Source organism: Allobosea sp., assembly GCF_048595345.1.
Taxonomy (GTDB): domain Bacteria; phylum Pseudomonadota; class Alphaproteobacteria; order Rhizobiales; family Beijerinckiaceae; genus Allobosea.
Genome location: NZ_JBMDWH010000031.1, coordinates 23,675 through 44,569, shown reverse-complemented (window position 1 = coordinate 44,569; position 20,895 = coordinate 23,675). Strand labels below are relative to the sequence as shown.

Genomic DNA, 20,895 nt, shown 5'->3' with positions numbered 1-20,895 from the left:
CGGGACGATGGCCGGGGCCACAAGATGGACGCAGCCTGACCGGGCGACCGCCTGGCCGGGCACCTTTGCCAGGCTGCTGTGCCTGGCCCTGCTTTGGCTGTCGTTGGGCCTCGGCGCCGCGCTGGCGCAGCCGGCCCCCATCGATCCCAACAGCCCGCGCGCCCGGCTGGACGCGATCCGCACCGAGCTGACTCAGATCGAGGGCGTGGTCGACATGCCCAGCGCCACCGACGCCGATCTCCAGCGCCAGAGGCTGCGCCTCCAACCCTCTCTCGACCAGCTGCGCAAGCTGATCGACGACCAGACGCCCCGCGTCGACCAGGCCAAGGCCAAGCTCGACCAGCTCGGACCCAAGCCCGAGGCGAGCGCCCCGCCGGAAAGTCCCGATATCGCCAAGGAGCGCGATGCGCGCACCAAGGCCTATGCCGATGCCGACGAAACGCTGCGGCTGGCCAAGGCGGCGCTGCTCCAGGCCGAGCAGTTGCAGACCAGCATCGGCGACAAGCGGCGGGACATCTTCGCCAAGACGCTCTTCGCGCCCGGTCCCTCGATCGTGAACCCGGATGTCTGGGGCAGTGCGCTCTCGACCGCGCCGGAGGATCTGCGGGCCTCCGGCTATATTTTCGGCGGCTGGCTGGAAGGGGTGAACGCCTCCCTCTCGGGCAAGCGCGGCCTCGTGATCTTGATGGCGCTGATCGTCGCGTTGCTGCTCTACCTGGCACGTGCCCGCTATCTGCCGCGGTTCAAGGCCCGCTATGCCGACATGGCCGGGGCCAACGGCCTGCACTGCCTCTACATCGCGCTGGCCCATATCATCGCGGGCGCGGCGCCGCCGGCGCTGGCGAGCTGGCTGATCTACAAGGCCTTCACGACGACGGGCCTGTTGCCGCCGCGCATCCAGCCCGTCATCTGGGCTCTGGTGATGGGGCTGGCCTTCTTCGCCTTTGTGCAGGCGCTGGCCGATGCGATCTTCGCTTCCGGCAATCGGCAGCGCCGCCTGATCAGCGTGATGGACACCACCGCCCGCAGCGTCGTCTGGCTGGCGAGCTCGCTGGCGCTCGTCATGGCGGTGGGCAAGCTCTTCGAGGCCTGGCTTCAGGCGATCGCGGCGGGCCTCGCCATCTCGATCATCGTCAAGGCCGGCTTTGCCGTTCTGTTCGCCCTGACGCTCATCGCGGGACTCTACCAGATCCGCGACGACGAGGAGATCGAGCAGGAAGCCTGCCTCGGCCCCTATGTGCCGGTGGACGGAGCCAAGCTCGGTCCGTTGCGGATCATCGGCTGGATCATCGGCATCGCGATCATCGCGGCCGCGATCAGTGGCTATGTCGTCTTCGCCTCCTTCCTGGCCGAACAGACGCTGTGGATCGGTGTCGTCGCCTGCCTCTATCTGCTGGTCCACCAGTTCATCGATCTCGGCATTCCGCGGCTGCTGACCGGCAAGGGCCGGCTGGCAATGACGCTGAAGGCCGGCGTCGGGCTGCGCAGCACGACGCTTGACAAGATCTCGGTCATCTCCGTCGGCGTGCTGAAGCTGCTGCTGATCGTGATCGCTGTCGCGCTGGTGCTCGCGCCCTGGGGGCTGGAATCGACCGATTTCCTGGTTTCGCTACGCGCGGCCTTCTTCGGCGTGCAGGTCGGCGGCGTGACGATCTCGCTCTCGACCATCGCGATCGGCGTTTTCGTCTTCATGCTGGGCATCGCCGCGACCAAGGCCGTGCAGGGCTGGCTGGAGAACCAGTTCCTGCCGACCACGGCGATGGATCCGGGGCTTCGCAACTCGATCACCACCGCAGCGGGATATGTCGGCTTCATCGCCGCCGTGGCGCTGGCCGTCTCGGCCGTGGGCCTCAGCCTCGAGCGGCTGACGCTGGTCGCCTCGGCGCTGTCGGTCGGTATCGGTTTCGGCCTGCAATCGGTGGTGTCGAATTTCGTCTCCGGCCTGATCCTGCTGTGGGAGCGCCCGATCCGGGTGGGCGATCAGGTCGTGGTCGGCGATGTCGAGGGCATCGTGAAGCGGATCAACGTCCGCTCGACGGAAATCGCGACCTTCGACCGCGCCAGCGTGATCGTCCCGAATTCCAACCTAATCTCCGGAGTGGTCCGCAACCGCGTCCGCAACGATCGCACCGGCCGCGTGCTGATCTCGCTGTCGGTGCCGCGCACGCTCGATGCGGGCGAGGTCCGCACGATGCTGTCGGAGGTCTCCGGCAATCATGGCGACGTGATGCAGAAGCCGGCGCCCGTCGTCCTGTTCAAGAAGCTCGGCACCACCACCATGGATTTCGACCTCATCTGCGTCGTCGCGGATGTCGAGATCGTCGGGCGCGTCACCAGCGACCTGAATTTCGCGATCCAGAAGCGGCTGACCGAGATGGAGCCGGCGGCGGCGCCCGCCGAACTGGTCGTGAAGGGACTCGAGGGCGTCGAACACTCGCTCGGCGAGATCGCCACAGCCGTGGCGCGCGAACCGGGCCGCCCCCGCAAACCCGCGGAACGGCAGGCGCCGCGCCGCCCATTGCCGCTGCCCGATGCCGAGCATGGCGACGACGAAGCGCAAGAGCCCGCAGGCAAACCCGCCGAGACGCCGCCGGCCGAGCCGGCCAAGGACGACAAGGAATGACGCCATGCAGTTTCGCACGCTCCCGGCCCGCTCGCGCATGAGCTGCCCGGCCGCCATCGCCGGTGCGCTCGCTCTGCTGGGCGTCGCCGGCTGCACGGAGCCGCAGCGCCAGGCGCAGCAGCCCGCCTTCTACCGCGATCTCGGCTCGGCCTCGGCGCAGGTGGATGTGGAACAGGCGCGCGCCATGATCTCGGCCTACCGCCTCAATGCCGGCCTCGGCCCGCTGGCGCTCGAACCTGCCCTGGTCGAGGCCGCCCAGCGCGAGGCGGACGCCATGGCGCGCTCGGACAAGCCGGCCCAGGCCGATGCCGTCAAGGCCCGGCTGGCGAAGGAGGGCGTCCCCGGGGCCGAGGCCAATCTCTCGGCCGGCTACCGCCGCCTCGCCGAAGCCTTTTCCGGCTGGCGCGACTCGCCGCAGCACGACCGGGTGATGAAGGATGCCCGCGCCAAGCGCATGGGCCTCGCCACCGCCTATGCGCCCGGCTCGAAATACCAGGTCTATTGGGCGCTGATCCTGGCGCCCTGAGCGTACCGGAACCGGGTGCCACGCAGAGAACGTCCCGCTCCCGCCAAGCCCTGTCAGCCTGGCGGGCCCACCGCCCCTTACGCGGCCTGCAAGGCCCGGCTAGCCTGCCGGTCATGGCTCCGCGCAAGCTCCCGACCCTCACCGCGACCCAGGCCCGCCGCATCTGGCTGCGGGCGCAATGCCTCGACCGGCGCGAACCCTTCGGTACCGGCCCGCAGGCCGCCCGGGCGGCGGTCGAGCAGCTCGGCTATGTGCAGATCGACACGATCAACGTGATCGAACGCTGCCATCACCACATTCTCTACAGCCGCATCCCCTCCTATCGCCGCTCGGACCTCGCGCAATTGCAGGCGGCCGACAAGGCGGTCTTCGAATACTGGACGCATGCACTCTCCTATGTGCCGACGCGCGACATCCGCTTTTTCCTGCCGCTGATGAAGGCCCATCGCGAGGAGCCGAAGCGCTGGTCGGCGGTCGGCTCGCGGGAGGACACGCGCAAGCTGCTGCGCCGGATCAGACAGGACGGGCCGATCTCGATCCGCGACATCGAAGAGGAGCAGGTCGAGAAGGCGCATCTATGGGCGAGCAAGAAGCCCTCCAAGGGCCTGCTCGAGCGCGCCTTCTACGATGGCGAGCTGGCGATCTCGGCACGCACCGGCATGCTGAAGACCTATGAGCTGTTCGACCGGCATTTCGGCTGGGAAAAGCGTCCCGGCCCCGCCAGCGAGCGCCAGATCGCGGCCTATAAGCTCGACCGTGCCCTGACGGCGCAGGGCATCGTCAGCCTCGATTCGATCTGCCATCTCGATGCGCCCGGCAAGAAGGCGGTGGCGGCCCAGATCGCGACGCGGCTGCGCAACCGGACGCTCGTTCCGGTTGCTCTGGAGGGCGCCGGCCGGGCGGCGCATTGGGCGCGCCCCGAAACCCTCGACGGATCCCCCGCGCCCGAGGCCGAACTCGTCCACATCCTCTCGCCCTTCGACCCGCTGATGATCCAGCGCAAGCGCACGAGCCTGATCTTCGGCTACGGCCACGTCTTCGAGGCCTATCTGAAGCCCGAGAACCGCGTCTTCGGCTACTTCGGCCTGCCGGTCCTGATCGGCGAGGAGATCGTCGCCATCCTCGACCTCAAGACCGACCGCGCCGCCGGCCGGCTCCTCATCCAGCGCTGGACCTGGCTGGAAGGCCGCGAAAGCGCCGGGCGGAAGGCCCAGATCGAAGAAGAGTTGCAGCGCTTCGAGCGTTTCCAGCTCGGGCGGGACGAAGCCGATCCGGCGGAGAGCTCCGCCCTCACGCCCCCAGCAGATCGATCAGCGGCGGAATGAGCGGCTCGTCGGCCGGCGGCATGGCGAGGTCTCGCAGCTTGCCGGGCCGCACCCATTTCAGCGCCTGCGCCTCGCGCGAGATGGGCGTACCCTCCCAGCGCCGGCAGATATAGAGCGGCATCAGCAGGTGGAAATCGGGATAGGCGTAGCTGGCGAAGGTCAGCGGCGCCAGGCAAGCCTCCTTCACGGTGATACCGAGTTCCTCGTGCAACTCGCGGATCAGCGCCGGCTCGGGCCTCTCGCCCGCCTCCAGCTTGCCGCCGGGAAATTCCCACAGCCCCGCCAGCGCCTTGCCCTCCGGCCGCTGGGCGACGAGGACACGGTGATCGGCATCGATCAGCGCGCAGGCGACGACGAGGAGAAGCTTCACGGAGGCGCTGGCTCAATAACCGGAGAGGATGACATGGACGGGCTCGGTTTCCTTGCCTGTCACGGTGACGCTGTCATAGACGGAGCCGCCCTCGCGCGAGAACGCATCCTCGTCGCCCCAGATCACCTGGGTGGTGATGAAATAATCACCCGGCGCCACCTTGTCGAAGACGAAGCGGCCATTGGCCTCCGCCTTCGTGGTCCGGGTGTAGTCGCCATAGGCCGGATCGGTCGCGTCCTCGCGCGGGTAGTCGCGATGCGCCACATATTTGCGGCTGCCATAGAAATTGCGGAAGCGCTCGCGGGCGAAGGCCGTCGCGGGCACGAGCCGGACCAGTTGGCCGGCCGCGTTGACGACGACGCCGCTCGGCTTGGTGCGGAAGGCATGGCCGGTGATGGTGGTGGTGCCGGTCTTCTTGATGAAGGCCGCTTCCTCGACCGAGAACGCGACCGTCGCCGGCTTGCGTTCCACGCAGGCCCCGAGCAAGGCGGCCAACAGCCCGGCCGCCACGAACCCCGCCTTCATCTCCATAGCCCCCGAAACGCCCCGGCCTGCATCATGCCGAGCGCGGCGCGGCCCCGCAACGGCGGTCCAGCACGCCTGCGCTCAGGAGCGATAATCGCCGTTGATCTCGACATAGGCCTTGGTGAGATCGCAGGTCCAGACGGTGGACTTGCCGCGGCCGAGGCCGAGATCGGCGGTGATGACGATGCTGTCGCCCTTCATGTAATCGGACACCGCCTGCTCGTCATAGGACGGAGCGCGGGCGCCCTGCCTGGCGACGACGATGTCGCCGAAGCCGATATCGAGCCTGTCCCGGTCGGCCGGCTCGCCGGCCTTGCCGACCGCCATGACGACGCGGCCCCAATTGGCGTCCTCGCCCGCGATCGCGGTCTTGACCAGCGGCGAATTGGCGATCGAGAGCGCCACGCGCTTGGCCGAGCGCGAGGAGGCGGCGCCGGTGACGCGGACCTCGACGAATTTCCGCGCCCCCTCGCCGTCCTTGCAGACCAGATGCGCCAGTTCGAGCAGGATCGAGTTCAGCGCCCGCTTGAAGCCGGAAAGGCGCGGATCCCCGATCTCGGTGATCGCCGGCACGTCCTTGGCCTGGCCCGTCGCGAAGAGCATCAGCGTGTCCGAGGTGGAGGTGTCGCTGTCGACCGTGACGGCGTTGAACGAGCCCTTCACGCCCTTGGATAGCAGCGCCTGCAGCACGGGCGCGGCGATCGGCGCATCGGTGAAGACGAAGGAGAGCATCGTCGCCATGTCGGGCGCAATCATGCCGGCACCCTTGGCGATGCCTGCGATGAGAACCTCCTTGCCGTCGATCTTCGCCTTGCGGGAAAGTGCCTTGGGAAAGGTGTCCGTGGTCATGATCGCCCGGGCGGCGTCGATCCAGGGCCCCTCGGCGGCGCGCTTGGCGCAATCGGCCAGCACGCCCTCGAATTTCGTCGCGTCGAGCGGCTCGCCGATCACGCCCGTCGAGGCGATAAAGACCTCCTGCGGCCTGCAGCCGGCGGCCTTGGCGGCGATCTCGGCCGTCAGTTTCACCGCATCGCGGCCCTTGAGGCCGGTGAAGGCATTGGCATTGCCGGAGTTGACGACGATCGCCCGGGCAGAGCCCTGGCCCAGATTCTCGCGGCACCAGTCGACCGGCGCGGAGGGGCATTTGGAGCGGGTGAACACGCCCGCAACCTGCGTGCCTTCATCCAGCAGCGCGAACCAGACGTCCTGCCGCCCCTGATAGCGGATGCCGGCCTCGGCAGTAGCGAAACGCACGCCGGCGATCGGCGGAACCTTGGGCTGGCGCTTGGGCGCGAGCGGGGAAACGGGAACATCCTTGCCGGCCATCGGGCATCTCCTCGGGCTTTGCCGTGCCGAATCGCAGATCCCGGCCGGCATCATGGAAGCCGCTTTGCCCTCTGCCGCAGAGCGATGACGAAAACAAGAAGGGCGGCCTCGCGGCCGCCCTGCCAAATGTCGAAATCGCGGATCGCTCAGTTCTTCTTCGGCTCGGCGGGCGCCGCCGGTGCCGCGGGAGCGGCCGGGGTCGCCGGGGCGGCGGGCTTGTCGAGCCGCTCGATCTTCGCCTTTTCGCGCAGGGCCAGCACGATGTCCTGCTGCGCCTTGCGCTCGAGATACTGGTCGATCTGGGGCTTCACGGCAGCGAAATCTGGCAGCGGCTTGCTGCGCTTGTCCTCGAGCTTGATGACATGCCAGCCGAACTGGCTCTTCACCGGCTCGGAGATTTCGCCCTTCTTGAGCTTGAAGGCCGCCTCGGCGAATTCCGGCACCATCCGGTCCTTGGTGAACCAGCCCAGATCGCCGCCCTCCTTGCCGGAGCCGGGGTCCTTCGAGAGCTCGCCCGCGACCTTGGCGAAATCCTCGCCCTTCTTCAGCCGGGCGACCACCGCCTTGGCCTGGTCCTCGGTCTCGACGAGGATGTGGCGTGCATGCGCCTCCTCGTCGGGGGTCATCGCCTTGGTGGTGTCCTCGTAGAGCTTCCTGGCGGCGTCTTCCGTCACCGCCTTCTTGCCCTCGTTGGTGAGGTACTGATCGAGCAGCACCTTCTCGCGGTAATAGGCGAGGCGGGCGGCGAAATCGGGCGTGTCGCCGATCTTGGCGTCGGCCGCGGCCTTGGCGCCCAGCTTCAGATCGACCAGATAGTTGATCACCTCGTCGCGGCGCCGCTCTTCGGGCAACTGCGCCAGACGCTCACCGAGATCCTCGCTGGCGAGGTCGATCTCTTTCTGGGTGATCGGCAGGCCGTTGACCCTGGCGACCACGCCATCCGCAGGAACGGGGGCCGGTTGCGCGAAGGCCGGGCCGGCGAGCAGCACGACGAGACCGAGCGAGGCCACGAAACGTTTGGATGTCATGCGGAAACGGCCTTTCGCAAAGGTGCCGGAACGATCGCGGCTGCACTGCCAGTTGAACGCGGCAAAGGCAAGGCGGATCGGCGTCGGAAGGCGCCCTTGGCAGCGCGCGCCGCGCGCACCACATGCGAGGCTGAAAATTCATCGGCACGCGCCGGCCCCTTCGGCATCGAAACGCGCGCTGGACCCTGCTCGCGCTCGCGTCTAAACACGCGGTCGCATTCGAGAATACCCGCGCTTCGGCCCGGGCGCGGCCGCTCCGGGCCATGCCTGCCGGCGGCGCCGAGATACCACCTGAAAGGCCCAGCATGCTTGGCGCGCTCGCAAAGAAACTCTTCGGCTCGTCGAACGACCGGCGCGTCAAGGGCTATCAGCCCCGCGTGGCGGCGATCAACGCGCTGGAAAAGGATGTCGCGGCACTGAGCGACGAGGCGCTGAAGGCGCGCACCGAGGAGTTCAAGCGCGAGATCGCGGCGGGCAAGTCCCTGGACGACCTGCTGGTGCCAGCTTTCGCCACGGTGCGCGAGGCGGCCAAGCGCGTGCTCGGCCAGCGCCCCTATGACGTGCAGTTGGTCGGTGGCATGGTGCTGCACGAAGGCGCGATCGCCGAGATGAAGACGGGCGAGGGCAAGACCCTCGTCGCGACGCTGCCGACCTATCTCAACGCGCTCGGCGGCAAGGGCGTCCATGTCGTCACTGTCAACGACTATCTCGCCCGGCGCGACGCCGAGTGGATGTCGCGGCTCTACAATTTCCTCGGCCTGTCGGTCGGCATCATCGTCCACGGGCTGGACGACGAGGAGCGCCAGCGCGCCTATGCCTGCGACATCACCTACGGCACGAACAACGAGTTCGGCTTCGACTATCTGCGCGACAACATGAAATACGACACCGCGCAGATGAGCCAGCGCGGCCACCATTTCGCGATCGTCGACGAGGTCGACTCGATCCTGGTCGACGAGGCGCGCACGCCGCTGATCATCTCGGGCCCGCTCGACGACAAGTCGGAGCTTTATGCCTCGATCGACAAGGTGCTGCCGGGCCTCGTCGCCGGAGATTACGAGGTCGACGAGAAGCAGCGCACGGTCGCGCTGACCGAGGCGGGCAACGAGCATATCGAGGAACTGCTGCGCGAGGCCGGCATCCTCGCCGAAGGCGATCTCTACGACGCCCACAACATCACCATCGTCCACCACGTCAATCAGGCGCTGCGGGCCCATACCCTGTTCACCAGGGACAAGGACTATATCGTCCGCAACGACGAGGTGGTGATCATCGACGAGTTCACCGGCCGCATGATGCCGGGCCGGCGCTATTCGGAAGGGCTGCACCAGGCGCTGGAGGCCAAGGAGCGCGTCACCGTCCAGCCCGAGAACGCGACGCTGGCCTCGATCACCTTCCAGAATTATTTCCGGCTCTATTCCAAGCTCGCGGGCATGACCGGCACGGCCGCCACCGAGGCCGAGGAATTCTTCCAGATCTACAAGCTCGAGGTCGTCGAGATTCCCACCAACGTGCCGGTGGCGCGCAAGGACGAGGATGACGAGGTCTACCGCACCTTCGAGGAGAAGGTGCGCGCGATCATCCGCGAGATCCAGGCGGCGCAGGCCAATGGCCAGCCCATCCTCGTCGGCACCACCTCGATCGAGCGTTCCGAGCTCGTCGCCGAGATGCTGGAGAAGGCGGGATACGAGCTGCTCGACTTCACCGATCCCAAGGCGCTGGAGCCGGTCTATGCCGCCGCCCGCAAGGGCGAGACGGTCAAGGCCTTCGCCGTGCTGAACGCCCGTTTCCACGAGCAGGAAGCCTATATAGTCGCGCAGGCCGGCGTGCCGGGCGCCATCACCATCGCCACCAACATGGCCGGCCGCGGCACCGACATCCAGCTCGGCGGCAATGCCGAGATGCGCATCGCCCATGATCTGGCGGGCGTGGAAGCGGGACCGGAGCGGGATGCGAAAGCCGCCGAGATCCGCGCCGAGGTCGCCGATTTCAAGCAGCGCGTGCTGAAGTCCGGCGGACTCTACATCGTCGGCACCGAGCGGCATGAGAGCCGCCGCATCGACAACCAGCTGCGCGGCCGCGCCGGCCGCCAGGGCGATCCGGGCCGTTCCAAGTTCTTCCTGTCGCTGCAGGACGACCTGATGCGCATCTTCGGCTCCGACCGCATGGACGGCATGCTGACCAAGCTCGGCCTCAAGGAGGACGAGGCGATCGTCCACCCCTGGATCAACAAGGCGGTCGAGAAGGCGCAGGGCAAGGTTGAGGCGCGCAACTTCGACATCCGCAAGAACATCCTGAAATACGACGACGTCATGAACGACCAGCGCAAGGTGGTCTTCGAGCAGCGTCGCGACTTCATGAAGCAGGACACGGTCCGCGAGACCATCGACGACATGCGCCAGGGCGTCGTCGAGGATCTCGTCGCCCGCCACATCCCCGAGGAAGCCTATCCCGAGCAGTGGGATACCGCCGGCCTGAAGCAGGAGGTGATCCAGTACCTCAACCTCGATCTGCCGATCGAGGAATGGGCGAAGGAGGAGGGCATCGCCGACAGCGAGCTGCGCGAACGCATCCGCAAGCTCGCCGACGAGGATTACGTCGCCCGCATCGAGCGCAACACCGAGCAGGTGATGACCTATGTCGAGAAGCAGGTGCTGCTGCAGACGCTGGACCATCTCTGGCGCGAGCATCTCGTCACGCTCGACCATCTGCGGCAGGTCATCGGCTGGCGCGGCTATGCCCAGCGCGACCCGCTGCAGGAGTACAAGGCCGAGGCCTTCGAGCTGTTCGGCGGGCTGATCGGCCAGCTGCGCCAGCAGGTCACCGGCCATCTGATGCGCATCGAGGTCCGGTTCGACCAGCCGGAGGAGCAGGCTCAGCCTCAGGACGAGGCCGGCTTCGGCGGCCCCGGCGGCGTGCAGTTCGCGGCGCTCGAGGCCCCGACATCGGCGGGCGATCGCGACCCGAACGATCCCGCGACCTGGGGCCGCGTCAGCCGCAACGAGCCCTGCCCCTGCGGCTCGGGCAAGAAGTACAAGCACTGCCACGGCCAGTTCGTCTGAGGCGGGACCGCTTATCGCGGGCGAGAGGAACTGAACAGGCGCTGCCCGACCACCGGCTTCGCTGAAGCCGGCCGGGGCTGAGGCGGCCGGCGGCGACGACAGGGGCAGGGAAAGAGGTGCAGATCGTAGCCGGCGATATCGCGCCGATCCTCAAGCAGATGTTCGAGCAAGCGCCGACTTTCATGGCGCTTCTGCGCGGCCCCGAGCTGCGCTTCGAACTGGCCAATCCCAGCTATCTCAAGCTAGTGGGCGGCCGCGACGTCATCGGCCGCCCCATCCGCGAGACGATGCCCGATGCCGTGGAACAGGGCTTCGTCGCCATCCTCGAGCAGGTTTATCGCTCCGGCAGGCCTTACACCGCCCATGGCGCGCGCATTCTCCTGCAGGCCGAAGCCGATGGGCCGGTCGACGAGCGCTTTCTGGATTTCGTCTACCAGCCCCTGCGCGGCGCCGACGGCACGGTGACCGGCATCTTCGTCGAAGGGGCCGATGTCACCGAGCGGACGCTGGCGGAGCGGGCCCGTGCCGAGAGCGAGGCGCTCTACAAGGGCCTGTTCGACGCGATCGACGAAGGCTTCTGCATCATCGAGTTCCTCGATGGCCCGCACGGCCCGGCGAGCGACTATGTTCACATCTCCGCCAACGCCGCCTATGAGCGCCATGCCGGCATTGCGAACGTCGTCGGCCAGCGTCTGCGCGAGATGGTGCCCGACGAGGCCGATGCCTGGGTCGCGCGCTATGGCGAGGTGATGCGCACCGGCAAGCCCATCCGCTTCGTGCAGGAACTGGTGGCGACGGGCCGCCTGCTGGAACTGGCGGCCGTGCGCATCGAACCGCCGGAGCGGCGCCTCGTAGCCGTGCTGTTCCAGGACATCACCGCCCGGCATCGCGCCGAGCAGGCCCTGGCCGAGCTCAACGCCACTCTGGAGCAGGAGGTCGAAAGGCGCACCGCCGCCCTGATGGCGGCCGAGGAGGCCCTGCGCCAGGCCCAGAAGATGGAGGCGGTCGGCCAGCTCACCGGCGGCATCGCCCATGACTTCAACAATATCCTCACCGGCATCGGCGGCAGCCTGGAGATGATCGCGAGCCGGATCGCTCAGGGCCGCTTCGACGATCTCGACCGCTTTCTGAGCGGGGCGAGCGCGGCGACGCGGCGCGCGGCGAGCTTGACCCAGCGCCTGCTCGCCTTCTCGCGGCGCCAGACGCTCGACCCCAAGGCACTGGATATCAACGTGCTCGTCGATGAGATGCTCGATCTGGTCAGCCGCAGCGTCGGGCCGGCGATCGCGATAGAGACCGCCTGCGCGTCGGGGCTCTGGACCACCCATGTCGATGCCGGGCAGCTGGAAAACGCCCTGCTGAACCTGTGCATCAACGCGCGCGACGCGATGCCGGATGGCGGCCGCCTCACCATCGCGACCGCCAACAGCAGCCTCGACGCGGCCGCCGCAGGGGAACGGGGCTTGCCGCCGGGCGATTACGTGACGCTGAGCGTCACCGATACCGGCACCGGCATGCCGCCGGAGATCGTGTCACGCGCCTTCGACCCGTTCTTCACCACCAAGCCGATCGGCCAGGGCACCGGTCTGGGCCTCTCGATGGTCTATGGTTTTGCCGGGCAGTCGGGCGGCGCGGCCCGCATCCGTTCGCAGCCCGGCACCGGCACCACCATCTGCATCTTTCTGCCGCGCCATGCCGGCGAGGCCCCGCGCGCCGAAGCGGCGTCGCCCTCTCTGCCTCCCGCAGCGGGCGCCCCCGGTGGCGAGACCATCCTCGTCGTCGATGACGAGCCGCTGGTGCGCATGCTGGTCGTCGATGAATTGCTGGAACTCGGCTACACCGTTCTGGAAGCCGGCGACGGCGCCTCGGCCCTGAAGATCCTGAACTCCCCGCAGCCGCTCAGCCTGCTGATCACCGACGTCGGTTTGCCGGGCGGCATGAACGGCCGGCAGGTCGCAGATGCCGCACGCATCGCCCGGCCCAATCTCCAGGTGCTCTTCATCACCGGCTTTGCCGAGAACGCCGTGCTCAACCACGGCCATCTCGACGGCGGCATGCATGTCATGACCAAGCCTTTCCAGATCGATGTCTTCACGCGCCGCGTGAAGGATCTCGTCGCCGCGGCGGAAACCGGTCGCTCCGAAGCGGAAGAGTGACTCGTCGATCGGGGCTCCGTTTGGCGCTTGCACAGCGATCGCCGGCTGGTCATGGTGCGCGCGCCGCTGGCGTAAGCGGCAGCGGGAGCATCGTCATGGACCTGTCGCCCTTCAGCATCGCCGTCGTCGTCTTCGTAGCGCTCGTGGTGATGGCGATCGCCGCAGGCGTGCGCACCGTGCCGCAGGGCTTCAACTTCACCGTCGAGCGTTTCGGCCGCTATTCGCGTACGCTTGGCGCCGGCCTCGGGCTGATCGTGCCCTTCATCGACCGCATCGGCCACCGCGTGAACGTGATGGAGCAGGTGCTCGATATTCCCTCCCAGGAGGCGATCACCAAGGACAATGCCGGCGTGCGGATCGACGCCGCCGCCTTCTTCCAGGTGCTGGACGCGGCCAAGGCCTGCTACGAGGTCGCCTCGCTGAGCGATGCGCTGATGGTCCTGACGATGACCAATATCCGCACCGTGGTGGGCTCGATGGATCTCGACCAGCTCCTCTCCCATCGCGACGAGATCAACGAGCGCCTGCTCCGGGTGATGGACGCCGCCGCATCGCCCTGGGGTGTGAAGGTCACCCGCATCGAGATCCGCGACATCCTGCCGCCCGCCGACATCGCCGGCGCGATGAACCGCCAGATGAAGGCCGAGCGCGAGAAGCGCGCCGCGGTGCTGGAGGCCGAGGGACTGCGCCAGGCCGAAATCCTCAAGGCCGAGGGGCAGAAACAGTCGCAGATCCTCGCCGCCGAAGGCCGCAAGGAAGCGGCGCTGCGCGATGCCGAGGCCCGCGAGCGTCTGGCCCAGGCCGAGGCGAACGCCACCGCCATGGTCTCGGAGGCCATCGGCCGCGGCGACATCCAGGCCGCGAACTTCCTGATCGCCGAGCGTTATACCGACGCGCTCAAGGCGATCGCGACCGGACCCAACAGCAAGGTGGTGATCGTGCCGATCGAGGCCGCGGCGCTCGCCGGAACGGTCGGCGGCATCGCGCAGCTGACCAAGGCCGTGTTCGGCGAAGAGGCGCAGGCGGCCCGGCGAGACGCCGGTTCGGTGCCGTCCGCCGGTCGCGCTCCCCGCTGAGGCGCCGGCCATGCCTCTGTGGCTCTCTCTCGACAACGCCTGGGTCTGGGCGATTCTCGGGCTGGCGCTGATCGGCGGCGAGCTTCTCGCGCCCGGCGTCTTCCTGATCTGGCTCGGCCTTGCGGCGCTGCTCACGGGATCCCTGCTCGGGCTGTTCGGCTTCGGCTGGGAAGCGGCGTGCCTCGCCTTCGCCGTGCTCGCCCTGGCCTGCGTCCTCGCCGGCCGCATGCTGACCCGGCGCCGCGCGGAGGAGCCGGACGCCGCCACCGGCCTCAACGACCGCGGCCGCCAGCTCGTTGGCAGAACCTTTCGCCTCGAGGCCACGATGACCGGTGGAGAAGGGCGGATCCGTGTCGGCGATTCGTCCTGGCGGGTGATCGGGCCCGAGTTGCTGGCCGGCAGCGAGATCCGCGTGGTCCGGGTCGATGGCGCCACGCTGGTCGTCGAAAAGGCGTGAGCCAGCCCCGTCATGCCGTATTTGCAGGCTTCGCCGCCGTCCCCTCGGCCGAATTGCATTTGAAGCATTGGCGTCTGGCGTCGGGGCGACTATAGCAGCCGCTCCTTCACGAGCGTGACCGCCATGACTTCAGCTGCCGAACGCCTGTCCCTGCCCAAGGACCGCATCAAGGTCCTGCTGCTGGAAGGCATCAATGATTCCGCCGCCGACCTGCTGACCCAGGCCGGCTATTCGCAGATGGAACGGCTCCCCAAGGCGCTCGACCGGGCGGCCCTGATCGAGAAGATCCAGGGCGTGCATGTGCTCGGCATCCGCTCGCGCACGCAGCTGACGCCGGAGATCTTCGACGCCGCCGACCGCCTCTTCGCGGTTGGCTGCTTTTCCGTCGGCACCAATCAGGTCGATCTGGAAGCGGCGCGGCAGCGGGGTGTCCCGGTCTTCAACGCGCCCTTCTCCAACACCCGCAGCGTCGCCGAACTGACCATCGGCGAGATCGTGATGCTGCTGCGCCGCATCCCCGACCGCTCGCGCTCGGCCCATGAGGGCGGCTGGGACAAGTCCGCCAACGGCTCTTTCGAGGTGCGGGGCAAGACGCTCGGGATCATCGGCTACGGCAATATCGGCAGCCAGCTCTCCACCTTGGCCGAGGCCATGGGCATGCGCGTGATCTTCTACGATCACACGGACCGGCTGCGCCACGGCAACACCGAGCCGGTCGACAGCCTCGACACGCTGCTGGCGACCGCCGACATCGTTTCCCTGCACGTCCCCGAGACGCCCCAGACGGCCGGCATGATCGGGGCCGAGCAGATCGCCCGGATGAAGCCGGGCGCCTATCTCATCAACAATGCGCGCGGGACGGTGCTCGACCTCGATGCGCTGGCGGTGGCGCTGACGGAAGGCCGGCTGGCCGGAGCGGCTGTGGATGTGTTCCCGGTCGAGCCTGCCTCGAATGCCGAGCGCTTCGTCAGCCCGTTGCAGGGATTGGCGAATGTGATCCTGACGCCGCATGTCGGCGGCTCGACCGAAGAGGCGCAGGAGCGCATCGGCGCCGAGGTGGCACGCAAGCTCATCGATTATTCGGATGTCGGCTCGACGGTCGGCGCGGTCAACTTCCCGCAGGTGCAGATCCCGGCGCGCGCGAGCGGGACGCGCTTCATCCATGTCCAGCGCAATGTGCCGGGCATGCTGCGCCGGCTGAACGACGTCTTCGCCAACCGCCAGGTCAACATCGCGGCGCAGAACTACCACACCGATGGCGAGGTCGGGTACGCGGTGATCGAGGCGGACGGGCTGTCCAGCGCCGACGCCCGCGACGTGCTGCGCGAGATCAGGGCGCTCGACGGAACCATTCGCGCCCGCCTGCTCTACCAGCGCGATTGAGAATGACGACGGGCCGCCTGCGCGGCCCGCCGCTCACGACTGGCGCTCGTCCTGCGAGCCCGGCTTGCTCGGCGTCTGCACGGAAACCGGGTCGCTGGCGGGGAAAGTATCCTTCAGCGCCTTGTCCAGCATGCCGTCCTTGCCGAGGCGGCGCTCGGTTTCGCGCTGCTCCTGCTGTTCCTGCTTGAGGCTTTCGGTCGCTGGATTGGTGGCGTCGGCCATCTGGTGATCCTCTTGCGGACAGGGCCGCGCCGGAGCGCGGCATCTGGCTGGTCAACGCGGCAGGACCGGGGCCGTTCCGCCATGCCCTCCGCACAGGCGCGCCATGACTGGATGGGTCCGGCACTGGACCCTCGGGCCAAAGCTTCCCATCTGGTGAAGCTCGCAAGCCCCGCGCCGCTCGGCGCCAAGCCCGGACAGCCGCCATGGTCGCCCTTTCCGTTCTGGATCTCGTCCCCGTCGTCGAGGGCGAGGAGCCGCGCGATGCCCTGCTGAATGCGGCCGATCTCGCCCGCCACGCAGAGGCGCTCGGTTTCACGCGCTACTGGGTGGCCGAGCACCACAACATGGTCGGCATCGCCAGCGCCGCCACTGCGGTGGTGATCGGGCATCTCGCCGCCGCGACCCGGACGATCCGGGTCGGCTCCGGCGGCATCATGCTGCCGAACCATTCGCCGCTGGTCATCGCCGAGCAGTTCGGCACGCTGGATGCGCTGTTTCCGGGCCGGATCGATCTCGGCCTCGGCCGCGCTCCCGGAACCGACCAGATGACGCTGAGGGCGCTGCGCCGCAGCCCGATGGCATCGGACCAGTTTCCGCAGGACGTGCTCGAACTCCAGGCCTTGCTCGCTCCCGCCGGGCCGAACCAGGCGATCCGCGCCGTGCCGGGCGCCGGATCGAACGTGCCGCTGTGGATCCTGGGCTCGAGCCTCTTCGGCGCGCAGCTCGCCGCCGAACTCGGCCTGCCCTATTCCTTCGCCTCTCATTTCGCGCCCGATGCGCTGATGCAGGCGCTGGAGATCTATCGCGCCCGGTTCAAACCCTCCGAGCAGCTTGAGGCCCCACATGCCATGCCGGGCATCAACGTCATCGCGGCCGAGACCGACGAGGAGGCGGCCTATCTCGCGACGTCGCTGCAGCAGCGTTTCGTGGGTATGGTCCGCGGGGCGCGCGGCAAGCTGCAGCCGCCGATCGACGACATCGAGAGCTACTGGACACCTTCCGAGAAGGCACATGTCTCGCAGATGCTGCGCTATGCCATTATCGGCTCGCGCCAGACGGTCGAACGCGAGCTCGCCGCCTTCATTCGCGAAACCCGGGCCGACGAGGTCATGGTCACGGCTCCGATCTTCGACCACGACAAGCGCAAGCGCTCCTTCACCATCCTCTCTGAAGCGGCCGCCGCGATCGGCCCGAGAAAAGCCGTCGCCTGACCGCAGCGAGCCCCTGCCCGGCGCCGGGGCCGGGCACTTGCCCTTACGGAGCCTTTATTGCTTCTGAGGAGCAGCAAGAGGATTTTGCAAATGCGCCGGATCGGTTTATGTCCGGCTCATGAGCGAGACCGATCGGCGCGTGGCCGCTTTCGAAGGCCAGTTGAAGGCAGCGGGGCTGCGGATGACGCAGCAGCGCCGGCTGATCCTGCGCGTGATCGCCGAGGCTGACGACCATCCCGACGCCAAGGGCATCTTCAGCCGCGCCTTCGCTCAGGATCCGACCCTGTCGCTCTCCACCGTCTACCGCACGATGAAGGTCCTGGAATCGCGCGGTGCGATCGAGCGCCACGCCTTCGAGGACGGCATTTCGCGCTACGAGCACACCAATCAGGGCCATCACGACCATCTGATCGACATCGACACCGGCGATGTGATCGAGTTCTCCTCCGACGCGATCGAGGAGCTGCAACGTCGGATCGCCGCCGAATTGGGCTACGAGCTGGTGCGCCACAAGCTCGAGCTCTACGGCCGCAGGAAGCCGACCGGTCGCAAGCCCCGGCGCTGATCTGCGATCCTCATTGCGAGCGCAGCGAACCCATTCAGGAACGGTTGTGCCCTCCGCTCAACCGTCCAGCAGCGCCTTCATATCCGGCCCGACAGGCACGATGCCGGTCGGGTTGATGGTGCGGTGGCTCTCGTAATAATGCCGCTTGATATGGTCGAAATTAACCGTCCCGGCCACGCCATCGCGATGATAGATCCGCCGCAGATAAGCCGAGAGCCGCGGATAATCGGCGATGCGGCGGATATTGCACTTGAAGTGCCCGACATAGACCGGATCGAAGCGGATCAGCGTCGTAAACAGCCGGATATCGGCCTCCGTCAGCGCCTCGCCGGCCAGATAGTCGCTTGAGGCCAGCTGCTCTTCCAGCCAGTCGAGCGTCTCGAACAGCGGCGTCACCGCCTCCTCGTAAGCCTCTTGTGTCGTGGCGAAACCGGCCTTGTAGACGCCGTTGTTGACGGTGCCGTAGATGCGCTCGTTCAGCGCGTCGATCTCGGGGCGCAAAGCGGCGGGGTAGTAATCGCCCGGCACCGCGCCCACCGCGTCGAAGGCGGTGTTGAACATGCGGATGATGTCAGCGGATTCATTGCTGACGATGGTGCCTTTATGCGTGTCCCACAGCACCGGTACTGTGACGCGGCCCGAATAACGGGGCTCGGCCCGGGTGTAGATCTCGTGGAGATAGCGCGCGCCGCCGATGGGATCGGGAACCACCCCCTCGCCCTCGGCGAAGGTCCAGCCGTTCTCCGCCATCAGCCAATGGACCACCGACAGCCCGATCATCTCCTCCAGACCCTTGAGCTTGCGCAGGATCAGCGTGCGATGCGCCCAGGGGCAGGCCAACGAGACATAGAGATGGTAACGGCCCGGTTCGGCCTTGAACCCGCCCTCTCCGCTCGGGCCCGGCGCGCCATCGGCCGTGACCCAGTTGCGGTACACGCTTTCGGAGCGCTGGAAGCGCCCTCCGCTCTTTTTCGTGTCGTACCACTGGTCCTGCCAGCGGCCTTCGACGAGCAGGCCCATGAACGTTCCTTCCGTTGCTAACCTTGCGCTTCGGAACGCCAGGGATAGCTCCAGGTTTCGGTCAGCGTCTTATTGCCGCTCTTCAGGAAAGCCCGCATCTCGGCCAGTTGGCCGGGCTCGACCACGATATCCATGAAGGCGCGGAACCCTTGCGTCTTCGGATTCGGCACGATGAAGGCGCGGTCGATCCGGCCATAGGCGATGGAAGGCACGATCTCGACCTTTTCCGGCTGCTTCAGGTAATAATCGAGCTCGCCACCGGCGAAATCGACGATGAAGCGTCGGGCCCCGTCGGTTACCGGCTCGCCCGAGCCCAGCGCCTTCGGCCGGGCCTGGTAGGTGTTGATGACCCGCGCGCCCGGATGCAGATCGCCGGAATCCAGCATCGCCGTCAGCTTGTAGGCGAAGGCGAACTCCTTGCCCGGTTCCAGCGGCGTCTTGGGCTGCCAGAGCGCGACGATGTTGTCGTTGGTCTCGTCGGTGGTCGGCATCTCGATCAGCTCGACCACGCCCTCGCCCCAGTCGCCCTGCGGCTCGATCCAGTAGGACGGCCGCAGCTCATAGGCAAGGTCGAGATCCTGATAATGCTCGAAGGTCCGGTCGCGCTGCATCAGGCCGAAGCCGCGCACATTGCGCTCGACGAAGGAGGAGACCGCCTGCTGCTTCGGATTGCGCAGCGGCCGCCAGATCCATTCGCCGGTGGCCGCATGGATCATCAGCCCGTCCGAATCATGCAGCTCGGTGCGGTAGTCGTCGAAGAAGCGCCGGTCGTTCTCGCCCGTGAAGAACATCGAGGTCAGCGGCGCCAGCCCCAGCCTCTCGATCGGCTTGCGCGGGAACAGGGTGGCATAGACGTCCATCACCGTGTCGACGTCCGGATAGATGGTGAAACGGTAGGCGCCCGAGAGCGAGGGCGAATCGAGCAGGGCGTAGACCACGATGCGCTCGCTGCCCGCCGCCGGCGCATCGACCCAGAATTCCCGGAACAGCGGAAACTCCTCGTTCGCCGTGCCTGCCCCGACGGAAAGCCCCCGCGCCGAGAGTCCATAGCGCTGGTCCCGCCCCAGCACCCGGAAATAGCTCGCACCGATAAAGGAAATCAGCTCGTCGAACACGCGCGGATCGTTGAGCGGATAATGCAGCCGGAAGCCGGCAAAGCCGAGATTGACTGGCAGCGGCTTGTCGAACTTCACCTTCCCGTAATCGAACAGATTCGCCGAATAGGGCACCGGCATGGGCACACCGTCGCGCACCACATTGACGGTGACCGGCCGCGTGAACAGGAAACCCGGGTGGAACATCTGCATGCGGAAGGGCGAGCCGTTCTGCGCCAGCAGCGCCCGGTCCGGACGGAAGCGGATGTCGCGCCAGGAATCATAGTCGAGCTTCGCCAGCGCCTCCGGCAGCAGGGCCGGCGCCTCGAAAGGCACGGCCGAAATCTCACGCGCCCGGCGCTGGACGTCTTCGAAGCCGAAACGCGGCTGCGGCGGCGAAGGCGGCGGCGGCGCCTGCGTCTGTGGCTGCTGGGCGAGCAGCGCGGCGGGCGCGGCGGTCAGGCACAGGGCCGCGGAGAGCCCGGCCAAGATATGGCGGCGGTCCAGCTTCGTCATCGTCGATCCGTCGTCTCGTCGCCCGTCGCGGGTGAAAGGCGCAATTGCGCAGCGACTTAAGGCCATGGAATGGGGCCGGTCTAGGGCATCGCCTTTGCAAATCCGTGAAGACGAGAGCAGTCGCGCAGGGCGCTCGTCGCCGAGAGGCCTCCGGAAGCCGGCAAAAGGTTAACAGAGCTTAAGCGGCCGCCTCGCAGAACCCCTAGCCGGACCAGCAAAAAAATTCGCTCGCGGCCTCACAAAATGCTTGTCGGGGCGAACGAGCATCCGTATATCGCCTTCACCCAATTCGCACGTGCCTGTGGCCGCGTGCCGGTCGGTGGGCATCCGGACAAGTGGCCGGACAGCCGCCAGGGGTCGGAAGACGGATGGAGGGGATGGACATCCCTCAAATCACGCTTCCCGGTTCT

17 protein-coding genes are annotated in these 20,895 nt (G+C 67.4%); 10 read left to right on the top strand and 7 right to left on the bottom strand.

Translation table 11 applies throughout. The features are described from left to right. Positions 1–7 precede the first annotated feature (7 nt). From ACOJTB_RS04155 to ACOJTB_RS04145, 3 genes are all read left to right on the top strand, one after another. Positions 8–2,623, top strand: a complete 2,616-nt coding sequence (locus tag ACOJTB_RS04155) for a DUF3772 domain-containing protein (protein ID WP_420101254.1) — start codon at positions 8–10, stop codon at positions 2,621–2,623. 4 nt (positions 2,624–2,627) lie between these two features. Continuing rightward, positions 2,628–3,149: a CAP domain-containing protein gene (locus tag ACOJTB_RS04150; protein WP_420101253.1), complete on the top strand. Its 522-nt coding sequence runs from the start codon at positions 2,628–2,630 to the stop codon at positions 3,147–3,149. A gap of 113 nt (positions 3,150–3,262) precedes the next feature. Next, complete coding sequence (locus ACOJTB_RS04145; protein WP_420101252.1) at positions 3,263–4,474, top strand: winged helix-turn-helix domain-containing protein; 1,212 nt, start codon at positions 3,263–3,265, stop codon at positions 4,472–4,474. Here ACOJTB_RS04145 and ACOJTB_RS04140 read toward each other — a convergent pair. From ACOJTB_RS04140 to ACOJTB_RS04125, 4 genes are all read right to left on the bottom strand, one after another. Continuing rightward, positions 4,440–4,844 carry a (deoxy)nucleoside triphosphate pyrophosphohydrolase gene (locus tag ACOJTB_RS04140; RefSeq protein WP_420101251.1) on the bottom strand — a complete coding sequence of 135 codons (405 nt, stop codon included), beginning with the start codon at positions 4,842–4,844 and terminating at the stop codon, positions 4,440–4,442. The genes ACOJTB_RS04145 and ACOJTB_RS04140 overlap by 35 nt on opposite strands. Before the next feature lie 12 nt (positions 4,845–4,856). Next, on the bottom strand, positions 4,857–5,369 hold the full coding sequence (locus ACOJTB_RS04135; protein ID WP_420101250.1) for a carboxypeptidase regulatory-like domain-containing protein: 513 nt from the start codon (positions 5,367–5,369) through the stop codon (positions 4,857–4,859). Positions 5,370–5,450: 81 nt separating this feature from the next. After that, positions 5,451–6,695 carry a bifunctional glutamate N-acetyltransferase/amino-acid acetyltransferase ArgJ gene (argJ, locus tag ACOJTB_RS04130; protein WP_420101249.1) on the bottom strand — a complete coding sequence of 415 codons (1,245 nt, stop codon included), beginning with the start codon at positions 6,693–6,695 and terminating at the stop codon, positions 5,451–5,453. A 146-nt stretch (positions 6,696–6,841) separates the two neighbouring features. Continuing rightward, positions 6,842–7,723 (bottom strand): peptidylprolyl isomerase, encoded by an 882-nt coding sequence (locus ACOJTB_RS04125; protein ID WP_420101248.1) that lies wholly within the window; start codon positions 7,721–7,723, stop codon positions 6,842–6,844. Between the two features lie 305 nt (positions 7,724–8,028). Here ACOJTB_RS04125 and secA point away from each other — a divergent pair, with 305 nt between their 5' ends. From secA to serA, 5 genes are all read left to right on the top strand, one after another. After that, positions 8,029–10,785: a preprotein translocase subunit SecA gene (gene secA / locus ACOJTB_RS04120; protein ID WP_420101247.1), complete on the top strand. Its 2,757-nt coding sequence runs from the start codon at positions 8,029–8,031 to the stop codon at positions 10,783–10,785. A gap of 158 nt (positions 10,786–10,943) precedes the next feature. Further along, positions 10,944–12,941 (top strand): hybrid sensor histidine kinase/response regulator, encoded by a 1,998-nt coding sequence (locus tag ACOJTB_RS04115; RefSeq protein WP_420101274.1) that lies wholly within the window; start codon positions 10,944–10,946, stop codon positions 12,939–12,941. Between the two features lie 95 nt (positions 12,942–13,036). After that, a complete protein-coding gene (locus tag ACOJTB_RS04110) occupies positions 13,037–14,017 on the top strand; it encodes an SPFH domain-containing protein (protein ID WP_420101246.1) in 981 nt (326 codons plus the stop codon). A 10-nt stretch (positions 14,018–14,027) separates the two neighbouring features. Beyond that, positions 14,028–14,474 carry an NfeD family protein gene (locus ACOJTB_RS04105; RefSeq protein ID WP_420101245.1) on the top strand — a complete coding sequence of 149 codons (447 nt, stop codon included), beginning with the start codon at positions 14,028–14,030 and terminating at the stop codon, positions 14,472–14,474. Between the two features lie 123 nt (positions 14,475–14,597). After that, on the top strand, positions 14,598–15,857 hold the full coding sequence (serA, locus tag ACOJTB_RS04100; protein WP_420101244.1) for a phosphoglycerate dehydrogenase: 1,260 nt from the start codon (positions 14,598–14,600) through the stop codon (positions 15,855–15,857). 33 nt (positions 15,858–15,890) lie between these two features. Here serA and ACOJTB_RS04095 read toward each other — a convergent pair whose 3' ends face one another. Next, the gene (locus ACOJTB_RS04095; RefSeq protein WP_420101243.1) at positions 15,891–16,079 is read right to left on the bottom strand and encodes a hypothetical protein; all 189 of its coding nucleotides are present in this window, start codon (positions 16,077–16,079) and stop codon (positions 15,891–15,893) included. Between the two features lie 203 nt (positions 16,080–16,282). Between ACOJTB_RS04095 and ACOJTB_RS04090 the strand changes: the two genes are divergently transcribed. Continuing rightward, positions 16,283–17,290: an LLM class flavin-dependent oxidoreductase gene (locus ACOJTB_RS04090; RefSeq protein WP_420101242.1), complete on the top strand. Its 1,008-nt coding sequence runs from the start codon at positions 16,283–16,285 to the stop codon at positions 17,288–17,290. Positions 17,291–17,408: 118 nt separating this feature from the next. After that, complete coding sequence (locus tag ACOJTB_RS04085; protein ID WP_420101241.1) at positions 17,409–17,855, top strand: Fur family transcriptional regulator; 447 nt, start codon at positions 17,409–17,411, stop codon at positions 17,853–17,855. A gap of 57 nt (positions 17,856–17,912) precedes the next feature. Here the strand turns inward: ACOJTB_RS04085 and ACOJTB_RS04080 are convergent, their stop codons facing one another. Beyond that, the gene (locus ACOJTB_RS04080; RefSeq protein WP_420101240.1) at positions 17,913–18,875 is read right to left on the bottom strand and encodes a glutathione S-transferase family protein; all 963 of its coding nucleotides are present in this window, start codon (positions 18,873–18,875) and stop codon (positions 17,913–17,915) included. A 17-nt stretch (positions 18,876–18,892) separates the two neighbouring features. Beyond that, positions 18,893–20,485, bottom strand: coding sequence for an OpgD/OpgG family glucan biosynthesis protein (locus tag ACOJTB_RS04075; RefSeq protein WP_420101239.1), 1,593 nt, complete (start codon positions 20,483–20,485; stop codon positions 18,893–18,895). Positions 20,486–20,895: the final 410 nt, after the last annotated feature.